20 protein-coding genes and 1 riboswitch are annotated in these 21,370 nt (G+C 71.6%); of the genes, 5 read left to right on the top strand and 15 right to left on the bottom strand.

Features of this window, described 5'->3' with window-relative positions:
* The first annotated feature begins 12 nt into the window (after positions 1 to 12).
* Positions 13 to 2,568 (top strand): PEP/pyruvate-binding domain-containing protein, encoded by a 2,556-nt coding sequence (locus ACFQ58_RS06450; protein WP_376950206.1) that lies wholly within the window; start codon positions 13 to 15, stop codon positions 2,566 to 2,568.
* 47 nt (positions 2,569 to 2,615) lie between these two features.
* Here the strand turns inward: ACFQ58_RS06450 and ACFQ58_RS06445 are convergent, their stop codons facing one another.
* The 6 genes from ACFQ58_RS06445 to ACFQ58_RS06420 all read right to left on the bottom strand — a co-directional run bounded on the left by ACFQ58_RS06445 (position 2,616) and on the right by ACFQ58_RS06420 (position 7,960).
* Positions 2,616 to 3,017 (bottom strand): hypothetical protein, encoded by a 402-nt coding sequence (locus ACFQ58_RS06445; RefSeq protein WP_376950205.1) that lies wholly within the window; start codon positions 3,015 to 3,017, stop codon positions 2,616 to 2,618.
* A gap of 117 nt (positions 3,018 to 3,134) precedes the next feature.
* Positions 3,135 to 3,773, bottom strand: a complete 639-nt coding sequence (locus ACFQ58_RS06440) for a response regulator (RefSeq protein WP_376950204.1) — start codon at positions 3,771 to 3,773, stop codon at positions 3,135 to 3,137.
* Positions 3,770 to 4,864, bottom strand: a complete 1,095-nt coding sequence (locus ACFQ58_RS06435) for a sensor histidine kinase (RefSeq protein WP_376950203.1) — start codon at positions 4,862 to 4,864, stop codon at positions 3,770 to 3,772. The genes ACFQ58_RS06440 and ACFQ58_RS06435 overlap by 4 nt, the downstream gene beginning before the upstream one ends.
* Before the next feature lie 50 nt (positions 4,865 to 4,914).
* Positions 4,915 to 5,802 carry a bifunctional methylenetetrahydrofolate dehydrogenase/methenyltetrahydrofolate cyclohydrolase gene (locus ACFQ58_RS06430; protein WP_376950202.1) on the bottom strand — a complete coding sequence of 296 codons (888 nt, stop codon included), beginning with the start codon at positions 5,800 to 5,802 and terminating at the stop codon, positions 4,915 to 4,917.
* A gap of 161 nt (positions 5,803 to 5,963) precedes the next feature.
* Positions 5,964 to 7,283 (bottom strand): serine hydroxymethyltransferase, encoded by a 1,320-nt coding sequence (gene glyA / locus ACFQ58_RS06425; protein WP_376950201.1) that lies wholly within the window; start codon positions 7,281 to 7,283, stop codon positions 5,964 to 5,966.
* A gap of 73 nt (positions 7,284 to 7,356) precedes the next feature.
* A riboswitch (ZMP/ZTP riboswitch) is annotated at positions 7,357 to 7,439 on the bottom strand.
* A 236-nt stretch (positions 7,440 to 7,675) separates the two neighbouring features.
* Positions 7,676 to 7,960: a hypothetical protein gene (locus tag ACFQ58_RS06420; RefSeq protein ID WP_376950200.1), complete on the bottom strand. Its 285-nt coding sequence runs from the start codon at positions 7,958 to 7,960 to the stop codon at positions 7,676 to 7,678.
* Here ACFQ58_RS06420 and ACFQ58_RS06415 point away from each other — a divergent pair, their 5' ends adjacent.
* Both ACFQ58_RS06415 and ACFQ58_RS06410 read left to right on the top strand, forming a co-directional pair.
* Complete coding sequence (locus ACFQ58_RS06415) at positions 7,961 to 8,557, top strand: endonuclease domain-containing protein (protein ID WP_376950199.1); 597 nt, start codon at positions 7,961 to 7,963, stop codon at positions 8,555 to 8,557.
* A 162-nt stretch (positions 8,558 to 8,719) separates the two neighbouring features.
* Entirely contained in the window at positions 8,720 to 9,880 is a 1,161-nt protein-coding gene (locus tag ACFQ58_RS06410; protein WP_376950198.1) for an N-acetylglucosamine-6-phosphate deacetylase, read from the top strand.
* A gap of 206 nt (positions 9,881 to 10,086) precedes the next feature.
* Here ACFQ58_RS06410 and ACFQ58_RS06405 read toward each other — a convergent pair whose 3' ends face one another.
* Positions 10,087 to 11,364 (bottom strand): MFS transporter, encoded by a 1,278-nt coding sequence (locus ACFQ58_RS06405; protein ID WP_376950197.1) that lies wholly within the window; start codon positions 11,362 to 11,364, stop codon positions 10,087 to 10,089.
* Positions 11,365 to 11,520: 156 nt separating this feature from the next.
* Between ACFQ58_RS06405 and purU the strand changes: the two genes are divergently transcribed.
* Positions 11,521 to 12,399: a formyltetrahydrofolate deformylase gene (gene purU / locus ACFQ58_RS06400; protein ID WP_376950196.1), complete on the top strand. Its 879-nt coding sequence runs from the start codon at positions 11,521 to 11,523 to the stop codon at positions 12,397 to 12,399.
* A 6-nt stretch (positions 12,400 to 12,405) separates the two neighbouring features.
* Here the strand turns inward: purU and ACFQ58_RS06395 are convergent, their stop codons facing one another.
* Positions 12,406 to 12,771 (bottom strand): YrdB family protein, encoded by a 366-nt coding sequence (locus ACFQ58_RS06395; RefSeq protein ID WP_376950195.1) that lies wholly within the window; start codon positions 12,769 to 12,771, stop codon positions 12,406 to 12,408.
* A 58-nt stretch (positions 12,772 to 12,829) separates the two neighbouring features.
* Positions 12,830 to 14,056 carry a hypothetical protein gene (locus tag ACFQ58_RS06390; RefSeq protein ID WP_376950194.1) on the bottom strand — a complete coding sequence of 409 codons (1,227 nt, stop codon included), beginning with the start codon at positions 14,054 to 14,056 and terminating at the stop codon, positions 12,830 to 12,832.
* A 99-nt stretch (positions 14,057 to 14,155) separates the two neighbouring features.
* Here ACFQ58_RS06390 and ACFQ58_RS06385 point away from each other — a divergent pair, with 99 nt between their 5' ends.
* Complete coding sequence (locus ACFQ58_RS06385) at positions 14,156 to 14,749, top strand: TetR/AcrR family transcriptional regulator (protein ID WP_376950193.1); 594 nt, start codon at positions 14,156 to 14,158, stop codon at positions 14,747 to 14,749.
* A 46-nt stretch (positions 14,750 to 14,795) separates the two neighbouring features.
* On the opposite strand, the gene ACFQ58_RS06380 is transcribed toward ACFQ58_RS06385, so the two are convergent.
* The 6 genes from ACFQ58_RS06380 to ACFQ58_RS06355 form a co-directional block, all read right to left on the bottom strand.
* Positions 14,796 to 15,584 carry a glucosamine-6-phosphate deaminase gene (locus ACFQ58_RS06380; RefSeq protein WP_376950192.1) on the bottom strand — a complete coding sequence of 263 codons (789 nt, stop codon included), beginning with the start codon at positions 15,582 to 15,584 and terminating at the stop codon, positions 14,796 to 14,798.
* A complete protein-coding gene (locus ACFQ58_RS06375; protein WP_376950191.1) occupies positions 15,569 to 16,507 on the bottom strand; it encodes an ROK family protein in 939 nt (312 codons plus the stop codon). Before ACFQ58_RS06375 ends, ACFQ58_RS06380 begins: the two co-directional genes overlap by 16 nt.
* Entirely contained in the window at positions 16,504 to 18,084 is a 1,581-nt protein-coding gene (locus tag ACFQ58_RS06370) for a glycoside hydrolase family 3 protein (RefSeq protein WP_376950190.1), read from the bottom strand. Before ACFQ58_RS06370 ends, ACFQ58_RS06375 begins: the two co-directional genes overlap by 4 nt.
* Entirely contained in the window at positions 18,081 to 19,004 is a 924-nt protein-coding gene (locus tag ACFQ58_RS06365; protein WP_376950189.1) for a carbohydrate ABC transporter permease, read from the bottom strand. Before ACFQ58_RS06365 ends, ACFQ58_RS06370 begins: the two co-directional genes overlap by 4 nt.
* Positions 19,001 to 19,999: a carbohydrate ABC transporter permease gene (locus ACFQ58_RS06360; RefSeq protein ID WP_376950188.1), complete on the bottom strand. Its 999-nt coding sequence runs from the start codon at positions 19,997 to 19,999 to the stop codon at positions 19,001 to 19,003. Before ACFQ58_RS06360 ends, ACFQ58_RS06365 begins: the two co-directional genes overlap by 4 nt.
* Positions 20,000 to 20,077: 78 nt before the next feature.
* Entirely contained in the window at positions 20,078 to 21,343 is a 1,266-nt protein-coding gene (locus ACFQ58_RS06355) for an extracellular solute-binding protein (RefSeq protein WP_376950187.1), read from the bottom strand.
* Between the last annotated feature and the right edge of the window lie 27 nt (positions 21,344 to 21,370).

The raw sequence follows: 21,370 nt of genomic DNA, 5'->3' as shown, positions 1-21,370 counted from the left end.
AGGGGGATCATCATGGACCGGCAGACGAACACCTCACACGACCGGACGCCACTTGTCGGCTCCGGAGACCGCGGTTCCACCGATCCCGGTCGGGTCGGCGCCAAGGCCGCGGTCCTGGCGGAGCTTCGGCTGGCCGGCTTCCCGGTGCCGCACGGCGTCTCGGTGCCGGTCGACGCCTTCGATCCCGACGACGGACAACTTCGGCATGCCGCGGCCGAGCGACTGCGCGATCTCGTGTCGTCGGCACTCGGCCCGGGGCCCTTCGCCGTCCGATCCTCCGGCGTGTCGGAGGACGGCGCCGAGTCGTCCTTCGCCGGCCAGTTCGACACGCTCCTCGACGTGCCGCTGGACGGACTCCACGATGCGGTCGTGCAGTGCCACCGGTCCCGCACCGCGACGCGTGTCGTCGCCTACGCCGACGGCGCGCCGCTGGAGCTCGCCGTGCTCATCCAACCGATGGTTGCGGCCGAGGCATCCGGCGTCGCGTTCACCCGAGACCCAGTGACCGGCGCCGATCACGTGGTCGTCGAGGCCGTTCGCGGACTCGGTGAAGGGCTCGTCTCGGGTCGCGCAACCCCGCAACAGTGGATCGTCGACTCGGACGCCTCGGTGGCGACAGCGGACCGGGCGCATCACCACGACTCCGCGGAATCCGGCGGCACCGACGGTCCGCTCGACACCGAGCGGGCCCTTGCCGTTGCAGACCTCGCGCGCCGCGTTGCGGCAGCCCGAGGCGCGCCGCAGGACATCGAATGGGCATGGTCCGACGGTTCGCTCTGGCTGCTGCAGGCGCGCCCGATCACGGCGATCGGCGGAACCCGTCCGTCGCAGGGCCGGGGAACGGCGGGAAATGCCCACGACGAGCAGATCCCGGTCCCCATCGTCGTGCCGCCCGGTGATTGGACTCGCGACGACTTCCACGAGCCCGAACCCATCTCGCCGTTCGGCAGGGTCCTGCTGACGGAACAGATCATCAAGGTGTTCCCCGCGGTCTTCGAGGAGTTCGGTGTCCTGCTCGACCGCGCCGAGATCCAGCACATCGGCGGATGGCTCTACATGCGCATGGTTCCGCTCGGCGCACCTGCGCCCCGTGCCGGACGGACCCCTGCACCACCTCCACGATGGCTGTTCCGAATGCTCCTCCGCGTGCATCCCCGGATGCGACGCCGGATCCGCGCCGCCCAACTGGCGGTAGCCGAGGACCGTGCTTCGGCGATCGCTCGGCAGTGGACCGAGCAATGGAAACCCGAGCACATCGCCGATCTCGGCCGGAAGCTCGACCTCGCCTCGCTCGACGATTCCGGGCTCACCGCGGAACTCGATCACCGCATCCTGGTCATCAGCCACCCCGCCCACCTGACCGTCACGATGGCCTACGTCATCCCGATGTACGAGCTGTACCTCGCATGCCGGGACCTGCTCGGGTGGGACGCGCCCGAAATGCTGCAACTCCTCGAGGGGCTCTCGACCGCCTCGACGGAGCCGGCCCGTGCCATGGCTCCCCTCGTCGACCAGGCTCGATCCCGACCCGACCTCCTCGTGCTCCTCGACGACGCGGATGCCTCGACGCTGCCGCGCCTTCGCCAGGAGGCACCGGAGTTCGCCGCGGCGGTCGACGCCCACCTCGCCGAGTTCGGCCATCGGGTGCTGAGGTACGACGTGATCGAACCGACCCTCGCCGAGGTTCCGCACCTCCTGCTCCACCTCATCGCGCAGCAAGCGCGCTCGGGCTTCGATGCCGCGCGCGCCGACGCGGAAGCCGAGGCGCGACGAGCCGCAGCCGCGACGCGGGCACGCTCGATCCTCACCGAGCGCGCATCCGCGTCCGACCGACAACGATTCGAGCAGGCGCTCGTCCGCGCGCGTGACGCGTATCCGCTCTGGGACGACCGGGTCGTGTGGACCTTCTTCACGCAGGCCGCGCTATTACGGTATTGCGGGCTCGAGATCGGTACGCGGCTGACCGCGAGAGGGCAACTGGAGGAACCGGGGGACGTCTTCCTGCTGGAGGTCGAGGACGCGCGGGCGGCCCTCGGTGATGGCGTCGACCGCCGCGACCGCGTTCGGCGTCGCCGCGGGCAACGCAACTGGACGATGGCCCATCCCGGTCCCGTGTCCTTCGGACCTGAACCTCCAGATCCGCCCTTCGACGTGCTCCCACCCGCGGCTCGCCTCGTGAACGAAGCCCTGCTCTGGACGCTCAGCCCGACCGGGAACTTCTTCGGCGACCGGGTCATTGCGGGCGGTGACTCCCTCGTGAGTGGCACTCCGGCCTCGGCCGGGCGCCACACCGGAACCGTGCGAGTGATCCGCGGCGAAGCGGAATTCGACCAAGTGGAAGCGGGCGACGTGGTGGTCTGCCAAGTGACGTCCCCGGCCTGGTCGATCGTCTTCCCGACGATGGGTGCCCTCGTCACCGACGTCGGCGGAGTGCTCTCGCATCCGGCGATCATCGCGCGTGAGTTCGGGATACCGTGCGTGGTCGGAACCCGCGACGCGACGTCCGTGCTGACCACTGGTCAACGGGTCACGGTGGATGGAACGAACGGCGTCGTCCAGGCGGCATGAGCCGGCTCATGTGAGCGGGACGGAGACCATGGCGACGAAGGTCTGCGTCACCACCCGTACTCGCGCCGGCGGCGCAGCATCGCGATGAGCATCGCGGGCACCATGAGCACGTGCCCGGCGGTCATGAAGGCCATCGGCGACATCAGTCCGGCCCAGGTGAACGGCAGCAGCACCAGGAACGACAGGTACATCGCCGCCGACATCTCCGCGATGGAGGCCAGACCGTGTCCGCGGATCCGCATCCACACCGCCATGCCGATCGACATGTTCGTGGCCATCACGAGCGCCTGGGCGGTGACGTCGTCAGGCAGGCCGGGCCACAGCCACGACCACAGCGGCCCCAGAAGGGCCATGCCCACCACCATCGCGATCACCATCTCGAGCCCGTGCAGCGCGAATCGGAGCACCGACGGTCGGTGCGCGGTCGCGGTCGCCGCTTCGTGGTTCATCTCAACTCCTCGGAAGATCCACTGTCAGGAACGAGAGGATCCTCCGTCGGGCGCGGGGGCGGCGGCAGGTGCCGAACGTCATGGTCGAGGTCACGTTCGGAGGGTGACCCCGGGCCGTCAGAGGATGCCGAGGTCCCGCGCGCGAATCGCCGCCTGGGTCCGGTCGCGCACCTGCAGCTTCGATATGACGCTCGTGACCAGGTTCTTCACCGTTCCCTCGGCGAGGAACAGCGCGCCGGCGATCTCGCGGTTGCTGCGTCCTTCGGCGAGCAGCCGCACGACCTCGACCTCTCGGTCCGACAGCGGATGCTCTGGGGGCGGCGCTTCCGCGGGCATGCTGGCGACACGGGCGACGACCTTCGCCGCCACCGACGGCTGGAGCACGGACTCCCCGCGGGCCGCCGCGTCGAGTGCCTCGACGAGCCGCGCCGAGGTCACGTCCTTCAGCAGGTACCCCACGGCGCCCGCCCGCAGCGCGGCGAAGACGTCCTCGTCGTCGTCGAACGTCGTCAGGGCGAGCACGCGCACCAGAGGCTGCTCGGCGCGCAGCCGAGCGGTGGCGGCGATGCCGTCGAGCACGGGCATCCGCAGGTCCATGAGCACGACATCCGGATGCAGCTCGTCGCTGCGGCGCACGGCCTCGTCGCCGTTCCCCGCCTCGCCGACCACCTCGACGCCCTCCTGCACCTCGAGCAGCGTCCTGAGCGCCTCGCGGAAGAGCGCCTGGTCATCGGCGAGCAGCACGCGGATCGTCATCCCGGCACCTCCACCGAGAGCGTGAGCCCCTTCGCGCCGCCGGCGTCCAGCGACATCCGCCCGCCGAGGTTCGCCATGCGCTCGCGCAGCCCGGTGAGCCCGAAGCCGTCGCCGGGCGTCTCGGGAAGCCCACGGCCGTCGTCGTGCACCTCGAGCCGGATGCGATCCTCGGCGCGGTAGTCGAGCACGACGGTCGTGCAGCTCGCCTCGGCGTGCTTGCGCACGTTCGTGAGGCCCTCCTGCGCGACACGGAACAGCGACTCGTCCACCTCTGCGCGGATCGGGCGGACCTCACCGCGGATCTCGAGCTCCGTCGGCACGCCGGCCGTGGTCGCCTCCGCCGCGAGCGTCCGCAGCGCGTCCTCGAGCCTCGGCCGCTCCTCGCGCAGTGCGGCGACCGAGCGTCGCACCTCGGCGAGCGCCTGCCCCGACTGCTCCTGGGCGGTGGCCAGCATGGCGTCGAGGCGCTCGGGATCCGTCGTGCGGAGGACGGCGCGCGCCGCTTCCAGTTGCATCTGCACCACAGTCAGGTGGTGGCCGACGCCGTCGTGGATGTCGCGCGCGAGCCGGTTCCGCTCGCTGATCGCGGCCAGCTGCTCGGCCTGGGCGGTGTACCCGCGCAACCGCTCGTTCGCCTCGGCGAGCTCGGCCCGGGCCTTCTGCTCGCGCACGAGGAGCTCGGTCACGATGAGCGTGAACACCGTCACCGCGAGCGTGCCGAGCCCTTCGCGAAGCCCGTCCTGCCAGTCCATGCCGAGGTGCACCAGCGGGATGACGGCGGCGATGACGGCGGCAGCCGGCAGCGGCAGGAGCAGCACGCTCTGCACGACCAGCACCACGAGGAGCAGGCTCGCACCGACGGCCGCCCCCGACAGTGAGTAGATCCAGAAGCCGAGTGCCAGTTGCACGACGGCGAACGCCGCCCGCCACCAGATCGAGCGCTCGCGGACGAACGGGAACCCGAAGATCGCGAGGAGCACGAACGCCAGCCCGACGAGCAGCGTCGGCACCGGCTGCTGCTCGAAGCTCGCGGACCCGAGCGGCAACGTCGCGTACGCGATGACGGTGAGGATGGCCAGCGCCCACTGCACCGTTCAACTGTGGTCGACGCGGGTCCGCGGGGTCAACCGTGTCGGACGGCTCAGCGCCCGCGCAGCTTGAACTCCGCCGCCTTCACGACGTTGGCCAGCAGCATGGCGCGCGTCATGGGTCCGACGCCACCGGGGTTCGGCGACAGGTGTCCCGCGACCGACGCGACAGCGGGGTCGACGTCGCCCGTGAGCCTGCCCTTGCCCGTCTCCTCGTCGGCGACGCGAGTGATCCCGACGTCGAGCACCGCGGCCCCCGGCTTGATCCAGTCGGCCTTCACCATGTGCGGCACGCCCACCGCTGCGACCACGATGTCCGCCCGGCGGACCTCGGCCGCGAGGTCCTCGGTGCGGGAGTGCGTCAGGGTCACCGTGGCATCCAGCCCCTTGCGGGTGAAGAGCAGGCCGAGCGGGCGCCCGACCGTGAGGCCACGGCCGATCACGGTGACGTGCTGCCCGCGGATCGGGACGTCGTACCGGCGCAGCATCTCGACGATGCCCGCGGGCGTGCACGGCAGGGGCGAGTGCAGTTCGCCCTCGATGCCGAGCACCAGCCGGCCGAGGTTCGTGGGGTGCAGCCCGTCGGCGTCCTTGTCGGGGTCGATGAGCTCGAGCATGGCGTTCTCGTCGTGACCGGCCGGCAGCGGCAGCTGCACGATGTAGCCCGTCACCTCACGCGCCGAGTTGAGGTCGCGGATCGCCGCGCGCACGTCGGCCGTCGAGGCCGACCGGGGCAGGTCGACGCGGATCGACTCGATGCCGACCTCGGCGCAGTCGCGGTGCTTGCCGGCGACGTACGACAGTGACGCCGGGTCGTCGCCGACGAGCAGCGTGCCGAGCCCCGGCACCACGCCGTGGGCGCGCAGCTCGGTGATGCGCGTCGTGAGCTCGGACTTGACGGCCGATGCGGTCGCGACGCCGTCGAGAGTGATCGCGGTCATGCTGGGTACCTCTTCCGAGCTGGTCGGCGGGACGGAACGAAGGAGATTCCGGCCCGACACGCCGGTGAGCGGATGCCACGACCGGCGCGGCGCCGGCGATCTCCTTCGGCGTGTCGGGCCGAGCTCGGGGCGAGCGACCGCTCGCCCCGAGCCGCGGACGACTACTGCTGCAGGCCCGGGTAGAGCGGGAACGCCTCGGTCAGCGCGGTCACGCGCGAGCGGAGCGCCGCGACATCCGGGTTCGCCTGCAGCGCCAGCGCGATGACGTCGGCCACCTCGGTGAACTCGGCGTCGCCGAAGCCGCGGGTCGCGAGCGCGGGCGTGCCGATGCGCAGGCCCGACGTGACCATCGGCGGGCGCGGGTCGAACGGCACCGCGTTGCGGTTCACGGTGATGCCCACCTCGTGCAGGCGGTCCTCCGCCTGCTGGCCGTCGAGCTCGGACGTGCGGAGGTCGGCGAGCACCAGGTGCACGTCGGTGCCGCCCGTGAGCACGTCGACGCCGGCGGCGCGCGAGTCGTCGGCGACGAGGCGCTCGGCGAGGATCTTGGCTCCGCGGACCGTGCGCTCCTGGCGGTCCTTGAACTCGGCGGACGCGGCGATCTTGAACGCCGTCGCCTTCGCGGCGATGACGTGCATGAGCGGGCCGCCCTGCTGGCCGGGGAACACGTTCGAGTTCAGCTTCTTCGCGAGTTCCATGTCGCGCGCCAGGATGAAGCCCGAGCGCGGACCGCCGATGGTCTTGTGCACCGTCGAGCTGACGACATCGGCGTGGGGCACCGGGTTGGGGTGCAGGCCCGCGGCGACGAGGCCGGCGAAGTGCGCCATGTCGACCCAGAGCTTCGCGCCGACCTCGTCGGCGATCTCGCGGAACGCGGCGAAGTCGAGCTGGCGCGGATACGCCGACCAGCCGGCGATGATGACCTGCGGCTTGTGCTCGTGCGCCTTGTCGCGCACGACGTCCATGTCGACGACGAACGACTCGGGGTCGACGCCGTAGGCAACCGCGTTGTAGAGCTTGCCCGAGAAATTCAGCCTCATGCCGTGCGTGAGGTGACCGCCGTGCGCGAGCTCGAGGCCGAGGATGGTGTCGCCCGGCGTCGCGATCGCGCTCAGCACGGCGGCGTTGGCGGTGGCGCCCGAGTGGGGCTGCACGTTGGCGTACTCGGCGCCGAACAGCGACTTCGCACGCGCGATCGCGAGGTTCTCCGCGACATCCACGAATTCGCAGCCGCCGTAGTAGCGGCGACCCGGGTAGCCCTCGGCGTACTTGTTGGTGAGCACCGAGCCCTGCGACTGCAGCACCGAGACGGGCACGAAGTTCTCGCTCGCGATCATCTCGAGCGTGGTGCGCTGGCGATTCAGCTCCTGCTCGAGGACCTCGGCGATCTCGGGGTCGACCTCGGCGAGAGGCTGGTTGAAGACGGATGCGGCGCCCGCGACGGCGTCGGCGGGGGCGTCGGTGGTGAGGGACTCGGCCAAGACTGGCTCCTTCGAAGATGACATGCGGACCTGCGGGTTCAGCGCCTCGTGCGACTCGCGCCACGAGGCCTCGCGTACCGGCCCAGGCGTGCGGTCGGTCCGATGCCAGTCGCTCCCCGATGGTCACCCATCTCAACGCCAGTCGCGACCCGGCAAGCATAGCAACGGATGCCGCGTGCGGCGGCCCCACGTGACGCCGCGGTGCTGGCGACCGCCGGCCACTCATGCTCCGATTCAGGAACACGGAGGCTCATCAGGACCGATCCGCGGATTCGGTCCTGATGAGCCTCCGTGTTCCTGAAACGAGTGATCGGTCTTCCCGTTCGGACTCGGCCTCCACAACGCGATCGCCGCGCAGGCGGTTCCCGGATGTCGCGACCGCCGGCGAGCATTCATCGGCGGCACGGCAGCATCCGCATGTGGACCTCGTCGACTGGCTCAGCAGCAATGGCGGTATCGCGCACGTCGACGATCTCGTCCGCGCCGGCTTCACGCGTCACCGGATCCGCAACGCCGTTGCGGCCTCCCTGGTGCGACGAATCCGTCGTTCGTGGGTGTGCACATCGGCTGCGCCGCCGCTGCTGAAGAAAGCCGCGTCGGTGAGCGGCCGTCTCGCGTGTGTGACGGCCGCGAAGCATCACGGGCTGTGGACGCTCGATGATGACGACGACGAGCATGTGCCGGAGAGGACCCACCTCTCGGTGGCGCCGAACGCGTCGCGATTCGACGCCGGCGACGCCACTGTCCACTGGAACGCCGGGCCCGTCGAGACCAGTCGCCACGAGCTGGTCGAGCCGGTCGTGAACGCGCTCGTGCAGATCGCGGATTGCCGACCGTTCGATCACGCCGTCGCCACCTGGGAGTCGGCGATCAGAAAGGGCGCGATCCAGCGCGACTTCCTCGGCCGCCTCCCACTCCGGACGGACGCGTCTCGCCGAGTCCTCCTCGCGAGTTCCGAGCTGTCCGACTCGGGCATCGAGTCGCTGCCGCTCGCGCGTCTCAGACGGATCGGCATCGAACCCCGGCAGCAGGCCTGGCTCCTCGGTCACCGCGTCGACGGCCTCATCGGCGACCGACTCGTGTACCAGGTCGACGGGTACGAGTTCCACCGCTCGAGTGAACAGCGCAACAGCGACATCGCGCATGACCGGGCGTTGACGCTGCTCGGATTCACGGTGTTCCGGTTCGACTACACGGACGTCATCTTCGGGTGGGCGGCGATCGAGCAACAGATCCGGGAGGCGCTCGCGATCGGGCTGCATCGGGCCGCCTGAACAGGGATCCGCGTGTGGCGGAGTGGCACGGGCGAACGATTTCAGGAAGACGGAAGCTGCTCAGGAGCCTCGGCGCGAATCCGTCCTGAGCAGCTTCCGTCTTCCTGAAACACAGGGGTTCGTCCGCAGCGACGGCTGCAGCGGGCGGGATAACGTGGGCGGGTGAGCGCGCCGCCCGTGACCGTGATCCACTCCGCCCGTCTCGTCTCCGGCGGCGACACGGTGCCCGATGCGTGGGTGCAGTTCGAGGGCGACCGCGTGGCCGCGCGAGGCGTCGGCGACGCGTGGCGCGACGGGCTCGCCGACACCGGCGAGGTGACGGATGCCGCGGGCCGATGGCTCACGCCCGGCTTCGTCGACCTGCACTGCCACGGCGGCGGCGGCGCGTCGGCCGACGACGGTACGGAGGCCATCGCGACGGTGCTCGCGACGCACCGTGCGCACGGCACGACGCGCACGGTCCTCTCGCTCGTGACCGCGACGGTCGACGAGCTCGAGCGGCGGCTGGCCGCGATCGCGCGCGTCGCGGCATCCGACCCGCTCGTGCTCGGCTCGCACCTCGAGGGGCCGTTCCTCGACCACGACTTCCGCGGCGCGCACGACCCCGCGCGGCTGCGCTCGCCCGACGCCGAGACCATCGACCGGCTGCTGGCGGCATCGGATGGCACGCTCCGCCAGATCACGATCGCGCCCGAGCGCGAGCGCGCCGACGAGGCCGTCGCCCGCTTCACGGAGGCGCGCGTCGCCGTCGCGGTCGGTCACACCGGGGCCGACTTCGACACCGCGCTGCGAGCCTTCGACGCGGGAGCGTCGATCCTCACGCACGCGTTCAACGGCATGCGCGGCATCCACCACCGCGCGCCGGGCCCCGTCGTCGCGGCGATGCGCGCCGACCACGTCACGCTCGAGGTCATCGGCGACGGCGTGCACGTTCACCCCGACGTCGTGCGCCTCGCGTTCGCCGGCGCGCCCGGCCGCGTCGCGCTCGTCACTGACGCCATGGCCGCGACGGGCGCGGCCGACGGGCGCTACGTGCTCGGGTCGCTCGACGTCGACGTGCGCCACGGCGTCGCTCGCCTGGTCGAGGGCGGCGCGATCGCCGGGTCGACCCTGACGCAGGATGTCGCGCTGCGCCGCGCGGTCGTCGAATCCGGCCTCACGATCGAGGAGGCGGTCACGTCGGTGACCTCCGCTCCCGCAGCGGCGATCGGCCGTGCGCACGACCTCGGCCGGCTCGATGCCGGCTCCGCGGCGGACGCGGTGCTGCTCGACGACGAGCTCGCGGTCGCGGGCGTGTGGGGCGCGGGCCGAAGGCTCGACTGAGACCTGCCAGCGCGGCCCGCCCGGCAGCTCACGCGTGGGGCGGGACCGTGGCGTGCTCCCCATCGCCTTCGGCCCCGACCCGCGTGCGGTCCGCATCCCCCGATCGGACCTCCGCGTCCACCCCCGGACGTCGGTTGCAGGACCATCGTGCCGTGCCGAAGCCGTGGATTGGCTGTGACTCCGTCAAGCCGACGCGACGGGGTACGCTACGCGCTCGACGTGCGCACGGAGCCGGTCGCCGCGGCGACGCGCACCTGCGCCGTCCGGACCGTCGAGACCGCCACGATCACGGCGGCGAGCACGGCCATCACGACGAAGGCGAGCGGGATCGACGCGACCCCGAGCGAGCCGAAGAGCAGGCCGCCGATGAGCGCACCGCCGCCGATGCCGATGTTGAACCCGGTCGTGTACAGCGCGCTCGCGGCGTCGCGACGCTCGGGCGCCGCGGCCTGCAGGAGGCGGGTCTGGAGCAGGGGCGGCACCGCGCCGAAGGCGAAGCCCCACACGAGGTAGGCGACGATGGCCGGCCACAGCGCGGGCACCGACGTCAGCACGACGAGGGCGACCGCGATCACGGCCAGCGCGAGCACGAGCGTGCGGACTCCGTTCCGCGCGAACCGGGTGCCCGCGACCGCGAGGCCGGCCGCTCCGGCGATGCCGGAGGCGAACAGCAGCGGCGCGACCGCCGACGACGGCGCCCCGACGACGTCCGTGAGGATCGGCGCGATGTAGGTGAGCGCCGCGTACTGCCCGGTCATGACGATCGCGGTGACGACGCACACGACGAGCACGGCGGTGGTGCCGGCATCCCGGCTCGACCGGGCGGGCTGCGCCGACGCGGCGGGCGGCGCGGATGCCGCGGTCGCGCCATCCGCCGGCAGCACGGCCCGCATGAGGAGCGCCCCGGCGAACGTGAGGGCCGCGACCACCGCGAAGGCGGGCCGCCAGCCGAGTGCCTGGCCGAGCGCGGTGGCGAGCGGCACGCCCGCGATGAGCGCGATCGTGCCGCCGCCGAGCACGATCGAGACGGCTCGGCCGAGCTGCCCCTCGGCGACGACCCGTGCGGGGTACGCGCCGACGAGCGCCCAGAACACGCCGTGCGCGACGCCGCCGATGACGCGGACGCCGACGAGCATCCAGTACTCGGGCACGACGGCGCTCAGCAGGGTGGACGCCGCGAGCACGACCAGCACGGCCGTGAGCAGGGTGCGCCGCGACATCCGTCGGGTGATCGCGGTCAGCGGCGTCGAGGTCACGACGACCGTGAACGCGAACACCGACACGAGGAGGCCGACGAGCGGCTCGCCGACGCCGAGGTCGGCACTCATCTCGGGCAGCAGCCCGGTCGGCAGCATCTCGATGGTGATGGAGAGGAAGACGGCGGAGGCGAGGACGAGGAGCACGCGCCACGGCATGCCGGTGGTGGGGGTCTTCGTGGTCATGGTGGTGGGCGCGCCGGCGCGCGCGAGTTCGGTGGTCGACATGGAGTCCATCCCGACGGCGTTCCCCGCTCGCGGCCGTGCCGGCGGCGGGTCGACTACGCGCTCACGTGCGCGCCCGGGGCCGACGGTGACCGCACGACCGCGACCAGTCTATCCGGTGTCGGCTGGGCGTCCGCCGATCGCCGGTACGCTGTGCGGATGACCACGGACGCCGAGCCGCACAGCCCGCACCTGAACCACTGGGTCGTCACGCTGAGCTGCACCGACGGACCGGGCATCGTGCACGCGGTCAGCGGCGCCATCGTGGCCGCGCGCGGCAACATCACCGAGAGCCAGCAGTTCGCGAGCCTCGACACGGGGCGCTTCTTCATGCGCGTGCAGGTGGAGTCGCCGGCCGGTCGCGACGAGTTCGAGGCTGAGCTCGCTCCCGTGATCGAGCGCTGGGGCATGGACCTGCACCTCGACGAGGTCGGCCGTCCACTCCGCACGCTCGTGCTCGCCTCGACTGCCGGGCACTGCGTCAACGACCTGCTCTTCCGCCAGCGGGCCGGCCAGCTCGCCGTCGACATCCCGCTCGTGCTCTCGAACCACGGCACCCTGCGCGACCTCGTCGACTTCTACGGCGTGCCGTTCGAGTCCGAGCCCGTGACCTCGCCCGAGACGAAGGCGGCGTTCGAGCGCCGGGTCCTCGAAGTGGTCGAAGAGCACGACATCGAGCTCGTGGTGCTCGCGCGGTACATGCAGATCCTCTCGCCAGAGCTGTGCGACCTCCTCGCCGGCCGGTGCATCAACATCCACCACTCGTTCCTGCCGGGATTCAAGGGCGCGAACCCCTACCGGCAGGCGCACGCGCGCGGAGTCAAGCTCATCGGCGCGACCGCGCACTTCGTGACGAGCGACCTCGACGAGGGCCCCATCATCGAGCAGAACGTCGTGCGCGTCGAGCACTCGCGGTCGGTCGGCGAGCTCGTCGCGATCGGCCAGGACGAGGAGAGCCGGACGCTCTCGCAGGCCGTCAAGTGGTTCGCGGAGCGCCGGGTGCTGCTCGACGGGCAGCGCACCGTGATCTTCCGCTGACAGTCCTCAGGAACTGAGCTCGCGGCGCCCGTTGATGATGCCGCTCACGGCGGCCACGACGGCGAACACCACGGCGACCACCGGCTGGCCCATGAGCCACCAGGCGATCGCCGCCGTCGAGAACACCGCGATCTCGACGAGCGCCTTGACGAACGCGTCGACGTGGAACACCGCCTTGGGCGAGCGGAACAGTCCCCAGAGCAGGATCGCGAGCGCCGGCAGCCCGATGCCGAGCAGGATGCCCGGCCACGGCAGATCGAATGCGGTGAACCCGAAGATGCCGAGCGTCACGATCGCGAAGATCTCGAGCAGGAACCGCACGAGGTCGTTGAGTCCGACCTTCGGCTCGGGGGCGGGGGTGGCGTCGTTCACGGACGTCCAGCCTACCCGCGCCCCGACGAGCGAATGCCGAGCGGATGTCGCGACCGCGCTACGCGACGGGCGTCGCCTCCCGGTCGGTCGGCTCGGCCTTCTCCCCGGCAGGCTCCCCCACCGCGTCGTCGGCGTGCGCCGCCTCGTCGTCGGACTCCGCGCCGCCGGCCGTCCGGAAGTGCCCCAGGAGCGCGAGCAGGATGCCGCCGAGCGCCCACGCGGCGAGCACGAGCCACGGGAACGTCATGTCGGCGTCCGGGAAGTACGACAGGTCGCGCAGCAGCGTCGCCGCAGCGCCCGGCGGGAACCATTGCCCGACCGCGCCCCACGGCACGGGCAGGAACTCGACCGGGATCGCCGCCGCCGAGATCGGGTTGGCCACCAGCATGAACGTGACCACGCCGACCGCGATGCCCGCCCGTCCGATGAGCGCTGCGAACCCGATGATGGGTGCCGCGATCGCCGTCAGCGCGAGGGCGATCGCGGCGCTGTTCAGCCAGAACTCGCCCTGCAGCGCGCCGAACCAGCCCTGCAGGATGCCGGCGAGCACGAGTCCGGCGGCGACGGCGTAGACGAGCACCGCAACGATCCGCCGGAGCGCGCCGATGATCGTGAGCGAGATGACGATGCCGCCGAGCATGCCGCCCAGCACGATCGGGAACATGGCCGCCGTCAGGCCCGTGCCGCGCGGGTCGGTGTCGGCGAGCGGCACGACGTCGGTCACGGTCACGGTGACCGACGGAAGTTCGGGCACGCTCGGTGCCGCCGGCGGAGTCGCGGGCGCCTGGCCTGACGCCTGCGCGAGCGCTGCCTGCACCGCGGTGCGCACGGCCTCCTCGAGGACCGACTGCAGCTGCGTCGGGAGCTGCTCGCGCATCTGGTCGGTGATGCCCTGCTGGAGCTCCGCCGCCATGCCACGCAGCATCTGGGCGACGGCCGGGCTCGCGGCGGAGGCCACGAGCACCTCGGGTGCATCGGTGGGCGCGTCGCCGAGGATGATCGCGCCGTAGGCCTCGCGCTGCTCGATCGCCGCCACCGCGGCGTCGCGATCGTCGACGCGCTCGAGCGCGATGGCGCCCTCGGCCTGGTCTGCGACACGGGACTCGACCTGCTCGACGCTCGCGTCAGGTCCGGCGACGGCCACCGGCAGGTCCTTGGGCTCGGCCGTGACCGCCGGCCAGGCGAAGGCGAGCACGATGATGCCGACCACCAGCGCGAGCACGGCGCCGATGCCGATCGCCCGGCCGAACGGGGTCGTCCGGGGCGGAGCGGTGCGGGGTTCCATGGCGACTCCTCTTCCAAAAACGAATGTTCGTTCTTTATAGTGGACCCGCAACCTATGATCGTCAAGAGGCGACAGGAACCGTCCGGAGGAGGTGCGCCGATGCCGAAGGTGACCGAGGCGTACCGCGAGGCCAGGCGCGCCGAGATCGCCCAGGCGGCGCTGCGCTGCTTCGCTGCGAAGGGGTTCCGCGGTACCTCGATGAACGACATCATCGCCGCCTCGGGTCTCTCGGCGGGCGCGATCTACGGTCACTACGCGAGCAAGGAGGAACTCTTCTTCGCCGCCGCGCAGCGGGTGCTCTCGGCGCGCTCGCTCGAGCTGGAGCAGGTCCGCGCCGACCACGGGCCCCTCCCGCCCGGCGAGATTATGGCGACGCTCATCGACGGCATGCGACACGAGGACATCACGCCGAACCTCTTCCTGCAGGTCTGGGCGGAGGCTGCGATCGATCCGTCGGTGCGCGAGATGGTCTTCCGGTTCCTGGCCCCGATCCGGCAGATGCTGCGCGGCCTCGTCGCCGAGTGGGCCGCCGTGCACCCCGAACACGCGGGCGACGATCCCGAGGCGTATGCCCTCCGCACGGTCCCGGTGCTCATGGGCCTCGCCCCGGGCTTCATGGTGCAGCGCGCGGTGCTCGCCGACTTCGACGAGGATGCCTACCTCGACGGGGTCCGCACCCTCCTCCCCCGCTGACTCGCGCCGCGGCCCGAGCCGCCGCGAGGCGACTCGAACGCCAGCCTCAGATGCCCTGCCAGTCGGGCTTGTGCGTCCAGGCGTGGCGGTAGTACGCCGCGTGCTCCAACCGGGATGCCGCGGCCTCGTCGACCACGACGGTGGCATGCGGATGCAACTGGATCGCCGAACCCGGACGGCTCGCCGTGACCGGACCCTCGACCGCATCCGCGACCGCCTGCGACTTCGCCTCGCCGAACGCGAGCAGCACGAGGTGGCGGGCGCGCAGGATCGTGCCGATGCCCTGCGTGATGCAGTGCATGGGCACGTCGCCCGGTGAGTCGAAGAAGCGCGCGTTGTCGGCGCGCGTCTCCTCGGTGAGCGTCTTCACGCGGGTGAGCGACGCGAGCGACGAGCCGGGCTCGTTGAATCCGATGTGCCCGGTGCGGCCGATGCCGAGGATCTGCAGGTCGACGCCGCCGGCCGCCTCGATGGCGCGCTCGTAGTCGTCGGCCGCGGTGCGGATGGTCTCGGGGGCGCCGTTCGGCACGTGCACGAGTTCCGGCGTCAGCCCGAGCGGCTCGACGACCTCGCGCGTGATGACCGCGCGGTACGACTCGGGGTGCCCGGACGGCAGCCCGACGTACTCGTCGAGCGCGAATCCGCGCACGCGCGACACATCCGGGCCGCCGTGCTCGGCGAGCCGACGGGCCAGCGCCCGGTATGTCGAGAGCGGGGTCGATCCGGTCGCCAGGCCGAGCACCGCGTCGGGGCGGCGCGCGACGAGCGCGACGACGGCGGATGCGACGAGCTCGCCGGCCTCGACCTCGTCGCGCACGATCACGACCTCTGCCATGCCGGCACCTCCGAGTCCTCGCCGATGAGCGCCGCGCCGACTGCCGCGGCCGGGAAGCCGCGCGGGATGACCTGCACGCGGCGCGGCAGGTCGAGCGAGGCGAGGAAGGCCGAGTCGGCCGCCCAGTCGGCCAGCACGCGGCGGGTGCCCTGGAGCAGCCGATCGCCGAGGCCGGCGAGCCCACCGCCGATCACGATGTCGTCGACGTCGGTGGTGAGCGCGAGCAGCCGGACGGCCGACGCGACACCCGTGAGGAACCGGTTCCGCACGTCGACGGCGGCCGGATCGCCCGCCTCGGCCCGATCGAACAGGTCGACCGCGGGGTGGCGGTGCGAACCCGGCCATAGCACGGCGAGCGCGGAACCGGACGCGATCGTCTCGAGGCAGCCGCGCTGCCCGCACGCGCACAGCTCCCCCGCCGGATCGACCGGGATGTGCCCGATCTCGCCGGCGACGCCGCGCCGGCCACGCAACAGGTGCCCGTCGAGCACGATGCCCGCGGCGAGCCCGGTGCCGAGGTTGAGGTACGCCATCGAGTGCGCCCGGATGCCGTCGGCGACGCCGAGCAGGTGATGCGCCCCGAGCGCGGCCGCCTTCACGTCGTTCTCGACGCGCACGTCGACCCCGAGCCGTTCCGCGAGTCGCGGGCCGAGGTCCAGGCCCTCGAGGCCGAGGTTCACGGCGTGCGTGACGCGCCCGGTCGCCGAGTCGACCGAGCCCGGGATGCCGATGCCGATCGAGTGGAACGCATGGGGCTCGACGCCTGCGAGCTGCGACATCCGCTCGACCGTGCGCATGGCCGTCTCGACGACCGCCTCGGCCCCGAAGCCGGTCGGCATGCGGACCTGGTCGCTCAGCTCGCCGTCCTCGCCGATCGCGACCGCCGCGGTCTTGGTGCCGCCGATGTCGATGCCGAGTCTCACGGCGCCTCCAGCGGACCGGACGCCGACGCTGCGGGAGCCGGTGCGCGCAGCGCGCTCTCGACCAGGGCGGCGAAGGCCTCGGCGACCGCGCGCGAGGCACCGAACGTCGCGACGTCGGCGAACGCCCGGTCGTCGCTCGGCCAGCCCATGTCGACGGTGACGACATCGGCGGGCCGAGCCTCGTGCAGGCGCGCGATGGCCTCGACCGCGAACGGATGGCGGTGCAGGTCCTTGCCCACGAGGAGCACAGGTCCGGTGAGGGCCTGGGGGTCGGCGAGCGGTGTCGTCGCGTCGAGCGCCACGACCTCGGCATCGGCGAGCCACGCCGGCACCTCCGGGCCTCGAGCCGGGTCGGGCTCCGCGATGAGCGCGAACGGGCCCCAGGGCACCGCGCCCACCGCGATGTTCGCGACCGTGTCGACGCGCACGATGGTCCCGATGCGGCCGGCGCCGGCGAGGCGGTCGAGCGCGCCGCCCGCGATGTCGAAGGAGGCAGCGATCCGCTCCTCGAGATCGACGGGAAGCTCGACGGGCAGCGGCCCGTCCGCATCTGCCTCGGATGGCCCGGCGTGACCGGTCGCGAGCGCGCGAACGCGGGCCGCGGCATCCGTCACCCGCTCGGCCGCGAGCCGCCCGGACGCCACGGCCCCGGCGATCGCCTCGACGATCTCCTCGAGCTGCGGCGCCGTGTTGCCGGTGCCGATGCAGAGCAGGTCGCACCCGGCGACGAGCGCGCGCACGGCCGCCTCGGGGATGCCGTGCGCGCCGCTCGCCCCGGCCATGTCGAGCGCGTCGGAGACGATGACGCCCTCGAAGCCCAGCTCCCCGCGGAGCAGGCGCTGCAGGATACGGGGAGACAGGGTGGCGGGCTGCTCCGCGTCGAGCTGCGGCAGCAGGATGTGCGAGGTCATGATCGAGCGGGTTCCGGCCGCGATCGCGGCGCGGAATGGTGCGAGCTCGCGCTCGCGGAGCTGCACGAGGGGCAGGTCGACGACGGGCAGCGCCAGGTGCGAGTCGGTCGCGGTGTCGCCGTGACCCGGGAAGTGCTTCGCGCTCGCGTCGATGCCCGCCGACTGCACGCCCTCGACCCACGCGGCCGTGTGGTGCGCCACCGGCTCGGGCGAGGCGCCGAAGCTGCGCACCCCGATGACCGGGTTGGACGGGTTGGAGTTGATGTCGGCGTCGGGCGCGAACGTCATGGTGCAGCCGACGGCCGCGAGCGCCTCGCCGACGGCCCGGCCGATCGACCGCGTGAGCGCCACGTCGTCGATGCGGCCGAGCACGGCGTTGCCGGGGTACGGCGCGCCGCGGTCGGCGAACAGCCGCGTGACGTCGCCGCCCTCCTCGTCGATCGCGACGACCGCCTCGGGGTTCGCCTCGCGTAGGCGGCGGGTGAGCGCGGCGAGCTGCGCGGGCGACTCGACGTTCGTGCCGAAGAGGCACACGCCGCCGAGGCCCTCGCCGAGCAGCTCGACCAGCCAAGCGGGCGCGTCCGGCCCCTCGAAGCCGGGCAGCAGGGTCGTGAGGATGTCGCGGCGCAGGCCCTCCCCCGCGCCGCCCTGGATCTCGGTGCTCATCCCTTGACGGCTCCGCTCACGAGCCCGCTCGTCATGCGGCCCTGCACGAACAGGAAGAACACGATCACGGGGATGGCCATCAGGGTCGAGCCTGCCATGATCGCCGCCCAGTTCGTGGTGCCGTTGGCCACGAGGAACGTGCGCAGCCACACCGGCAGCGTCATCATGTCGGGCCGGGCGTTCAGCACGAGCGCCATGACGAACTCGTTCCACGCCTGGATGAACCCGAACACGCCCGTCGCGACGAGACCGGGGGCGAGCAGCGGGAACGTCACCCGCCAGAAGGCGCCCGCGCGGGAGCATCCGTCGATCATCGCCGCCTCCTCGAGGTCGACCGGGATGCCGTCGACGAATCCGCGCAGCGTCCAGATCGTGAACGGCAGCACGGTGGCGACGTACACGATGGTCAGGCCGATGAGCGTGTTGAGCAGGTGCCATCCGTCGATGACCCGGAAGATCGAGACCATCATCGCCTCGCCCGGGATCATCTGGATCACGAGGATCACGATGATGAACAGGCGGCGGCTGCGGAACCGGAACCGGGTCACGGCGAGCGCCGCGAGGAAGGCGAACACGAGGGCGATCACGACGGTGGTGATGGTCACGATGAGGGAGTTCGCCGCCGCGGGCAGGAACGGCGTGCGACCCGGGTCGAAGAGGACGGTCTCGTAGTTGCGCAGGGTGAAGTTGTCGGGCCAGAAGTGGATCTCGGACCCGCGGATCTCGTTGTTCGGCTGGAACGACGTGTTCACCATCCAGTAGACGGGGAAGGCGAACAGCGCGAACAGCACGACCGAGAGCACGCTGTACCCGATGGTCGCCAGTCGGGTGCGACGCCGGCCGGGACGTGCCGCAGCCGCCCGATCCGCGGTTCGACCCGCACCGGCGGCCTGCAGGCCGGGGGTGATGGCGGCGGTCACAGTTCCTCCTCCTTGATCACCTGGCGGATGTAGTACAGCGACACGGTCATGATGATGATCGCCGTGATCACCGCGATCGCACCGCCCGAGCCGAAGTCACCGCCCGCGATCGAGACCTGGTAGATGTACACGCCGAGCGTGTTGGTCAGCTCCCGGATGCCGCCGATGTCCTGGAGCGCGAAGATCTGCGTGAACACCTTGAGGTCCCAGATGATCTGCAGGATCGTCGTGATCAGGAAGATCGGCTTGAGGTACGGGAAGGTGATGAGCCGGAACCGCTGGATGCCGCCCGCGCCGTCGAGCTGGGACGCCTCGAGCACCTCGTCGGGCACCTGCGTGAGGCCTGCGTAGAGCGCGAACGCGACGAACGGCACGGCACCCCAGACGATGACCACGCCCGCGACGAGGAAGAAGCTCAGGGGCTCGATGAGCCAGGAGTGCTGCGTGAACTGCTCGAGCCCGAAGGTGTTCACGAGCACGTGGTTGATCACGCCATAGTCGGTGTCGAACATCCAGCCCCACACGATCGTCGCCGACAACGGCGGCATCGCCCAGGCCAGCAGGAGGCCGATCGAGAGGAGCAGGCGGAAGCCCTTGGGCAGCCGCTGGAGCAGCAGGGCGATGAGCGTGCCGAGCACCATCGTGATGACGACGCATCCGGCGGCGAAGACGAGGCTGCGGCCGAGCACCTCGTAGAACGTCGTGTCGGTGAGCACGTCGACGTAGTTCTCGAACCACACCCAGGTGGGCGGGGCGCCGAACACCTGGGCCCGGCCGAACTCCTGCATCGAGGTGACGATGAGCTGGATGAGGGGCCAGCCGACGATCACGCCGAGCACGATCGTGGCCGGGACGAGGAGGGCGTACGGGGTCAGGCCCCCGGAGCGGCGGCCGCGGCGGCGGCTCGAGCCCGGGTCGCGGGGCTGCGGCGCCGTGAGGCGCTCCCCCTCGACCGAGCTCACGGCCGGCGTGAGGCCGGCGTCGGTGGTGGTCATCTGCAATCTCCTGCGTCGCACATGGGCAGGGTGCGGCCGCACCGCCATTCTGCGCGCGGCCGCACCCGATCGGAACGATCAGCCGTTGAGGATGTCCTCGATCTTCTGGTCGGCCTCCTCGGCGAGCGACGCGACGTCGCCGCCCTGCGCGATCTTGACGAAGAGGTCCTGCAGGATGCCCGCGGCCTCGACGTCGGCCCACTTCGGCGAGGCCGGGGTGAGCTTGGCGTTGCCGGCGGCCGCCGCGATCGCCTGCGCGACCTCGTCGGTGCCGAGCGTGTCGGCCAGCGAGAGCTTGGCGGGCACGAGGCCGTTCTCGCCGTAGATCGTCTGGAACTCGTCGGACAGGATGATGCCCAGCGCGTCGAGCGCGAGCTCGGGGTGCTGCGACTTCGCCGAGATGCCGATGTTCGAACCGCCGGCGAAGACCTGCGCCGCGCCGCCGTCCTGGCCCGGGAGGGCGTAGACGCCGAGGTTGGCCTCCTGGTCGGGGCAACCCGGGGTCTCGGCGTCGGCCGGCGCGAGGATCGACCACTTCACCCAGCTCGGAGCGGACAGCTGCAGCGTGGTGCCGTCGCAGAAGCCGACCTGCGGGTTGGTCTCGTTCCCGTCCTTCGGCGCGAGCGAGGCCTCGGTCATGACCTGCTGGACCTGCTCGAGCCCGGCGAGCGACTCGTCGCTGGAGAGCTGGGCGTCCCATTCGTCGCCGTCCGGCACGGCGACCTCGCCGCCGTTCTCCCAGATGTACGGGAGGGCGTTGTACCAGTCCTGGCCGGGCCACCAGATGCCCGACTTGCCGGGGTTCGCGTCGGCGAGCGCGATGCCCTGCTCGATGTACTGGTCGAGCGAGCTGGGCGCCTCGAGGCCCGCCGCGGCGAGCGCGTCCTTCTTGTAGAAGACGAGTCGCGAGCCCGAGTAGAGCGGGGCGGCGTAGAACTTGCCGTCGTACGAGCCCGCCTCGACGAAGCCGGGCAGCAGGTCGTCGCCGCCGAGCTCGTCGTAGTGCTCCGTCAGGTCGAGGAACGCCCCCGCCGACGTGAACGCCGACGCCTGGGTGTTGCCGACCTCGACGATGTCGGGGCTGTCGGAACCCGACAGGCTGGTGGTGAGGCGGTCCACGAGGCCGTCCCACGACTGCTCCTCGATGACCAGCGTGGAGCCGGGGTGCTCCTCCTCGAACGTGTTCTCCAGGTACTCGCGCGCCTCGTCGGGGGTGTCGGTGCCGACGAGCCAGACGCGGATCTCGGCGCCCTCCTCGGAGGCGGCGTCGCCTCCGGAGGTGGCGCACCCGGCGAGGGTCAGCGCTGCCACGGCGCCGAGCGCCGCGATGCCGAGTTTCCTCATTGCGTGGTTTCCTTTCATAGGGCGAGG

It is taken from the genome of Agromyces sp. NPDC056523, assembly GCF_042794545.1.
Taxonomy (GTDB): Bacteria; Actinomycetota; Actinomycetes; order Actinomycetales; family Microbacteriaceae; genus Agromyces.
This window is presented reverse-complemented; position numbering and strand designations above follow the sequence as displayed.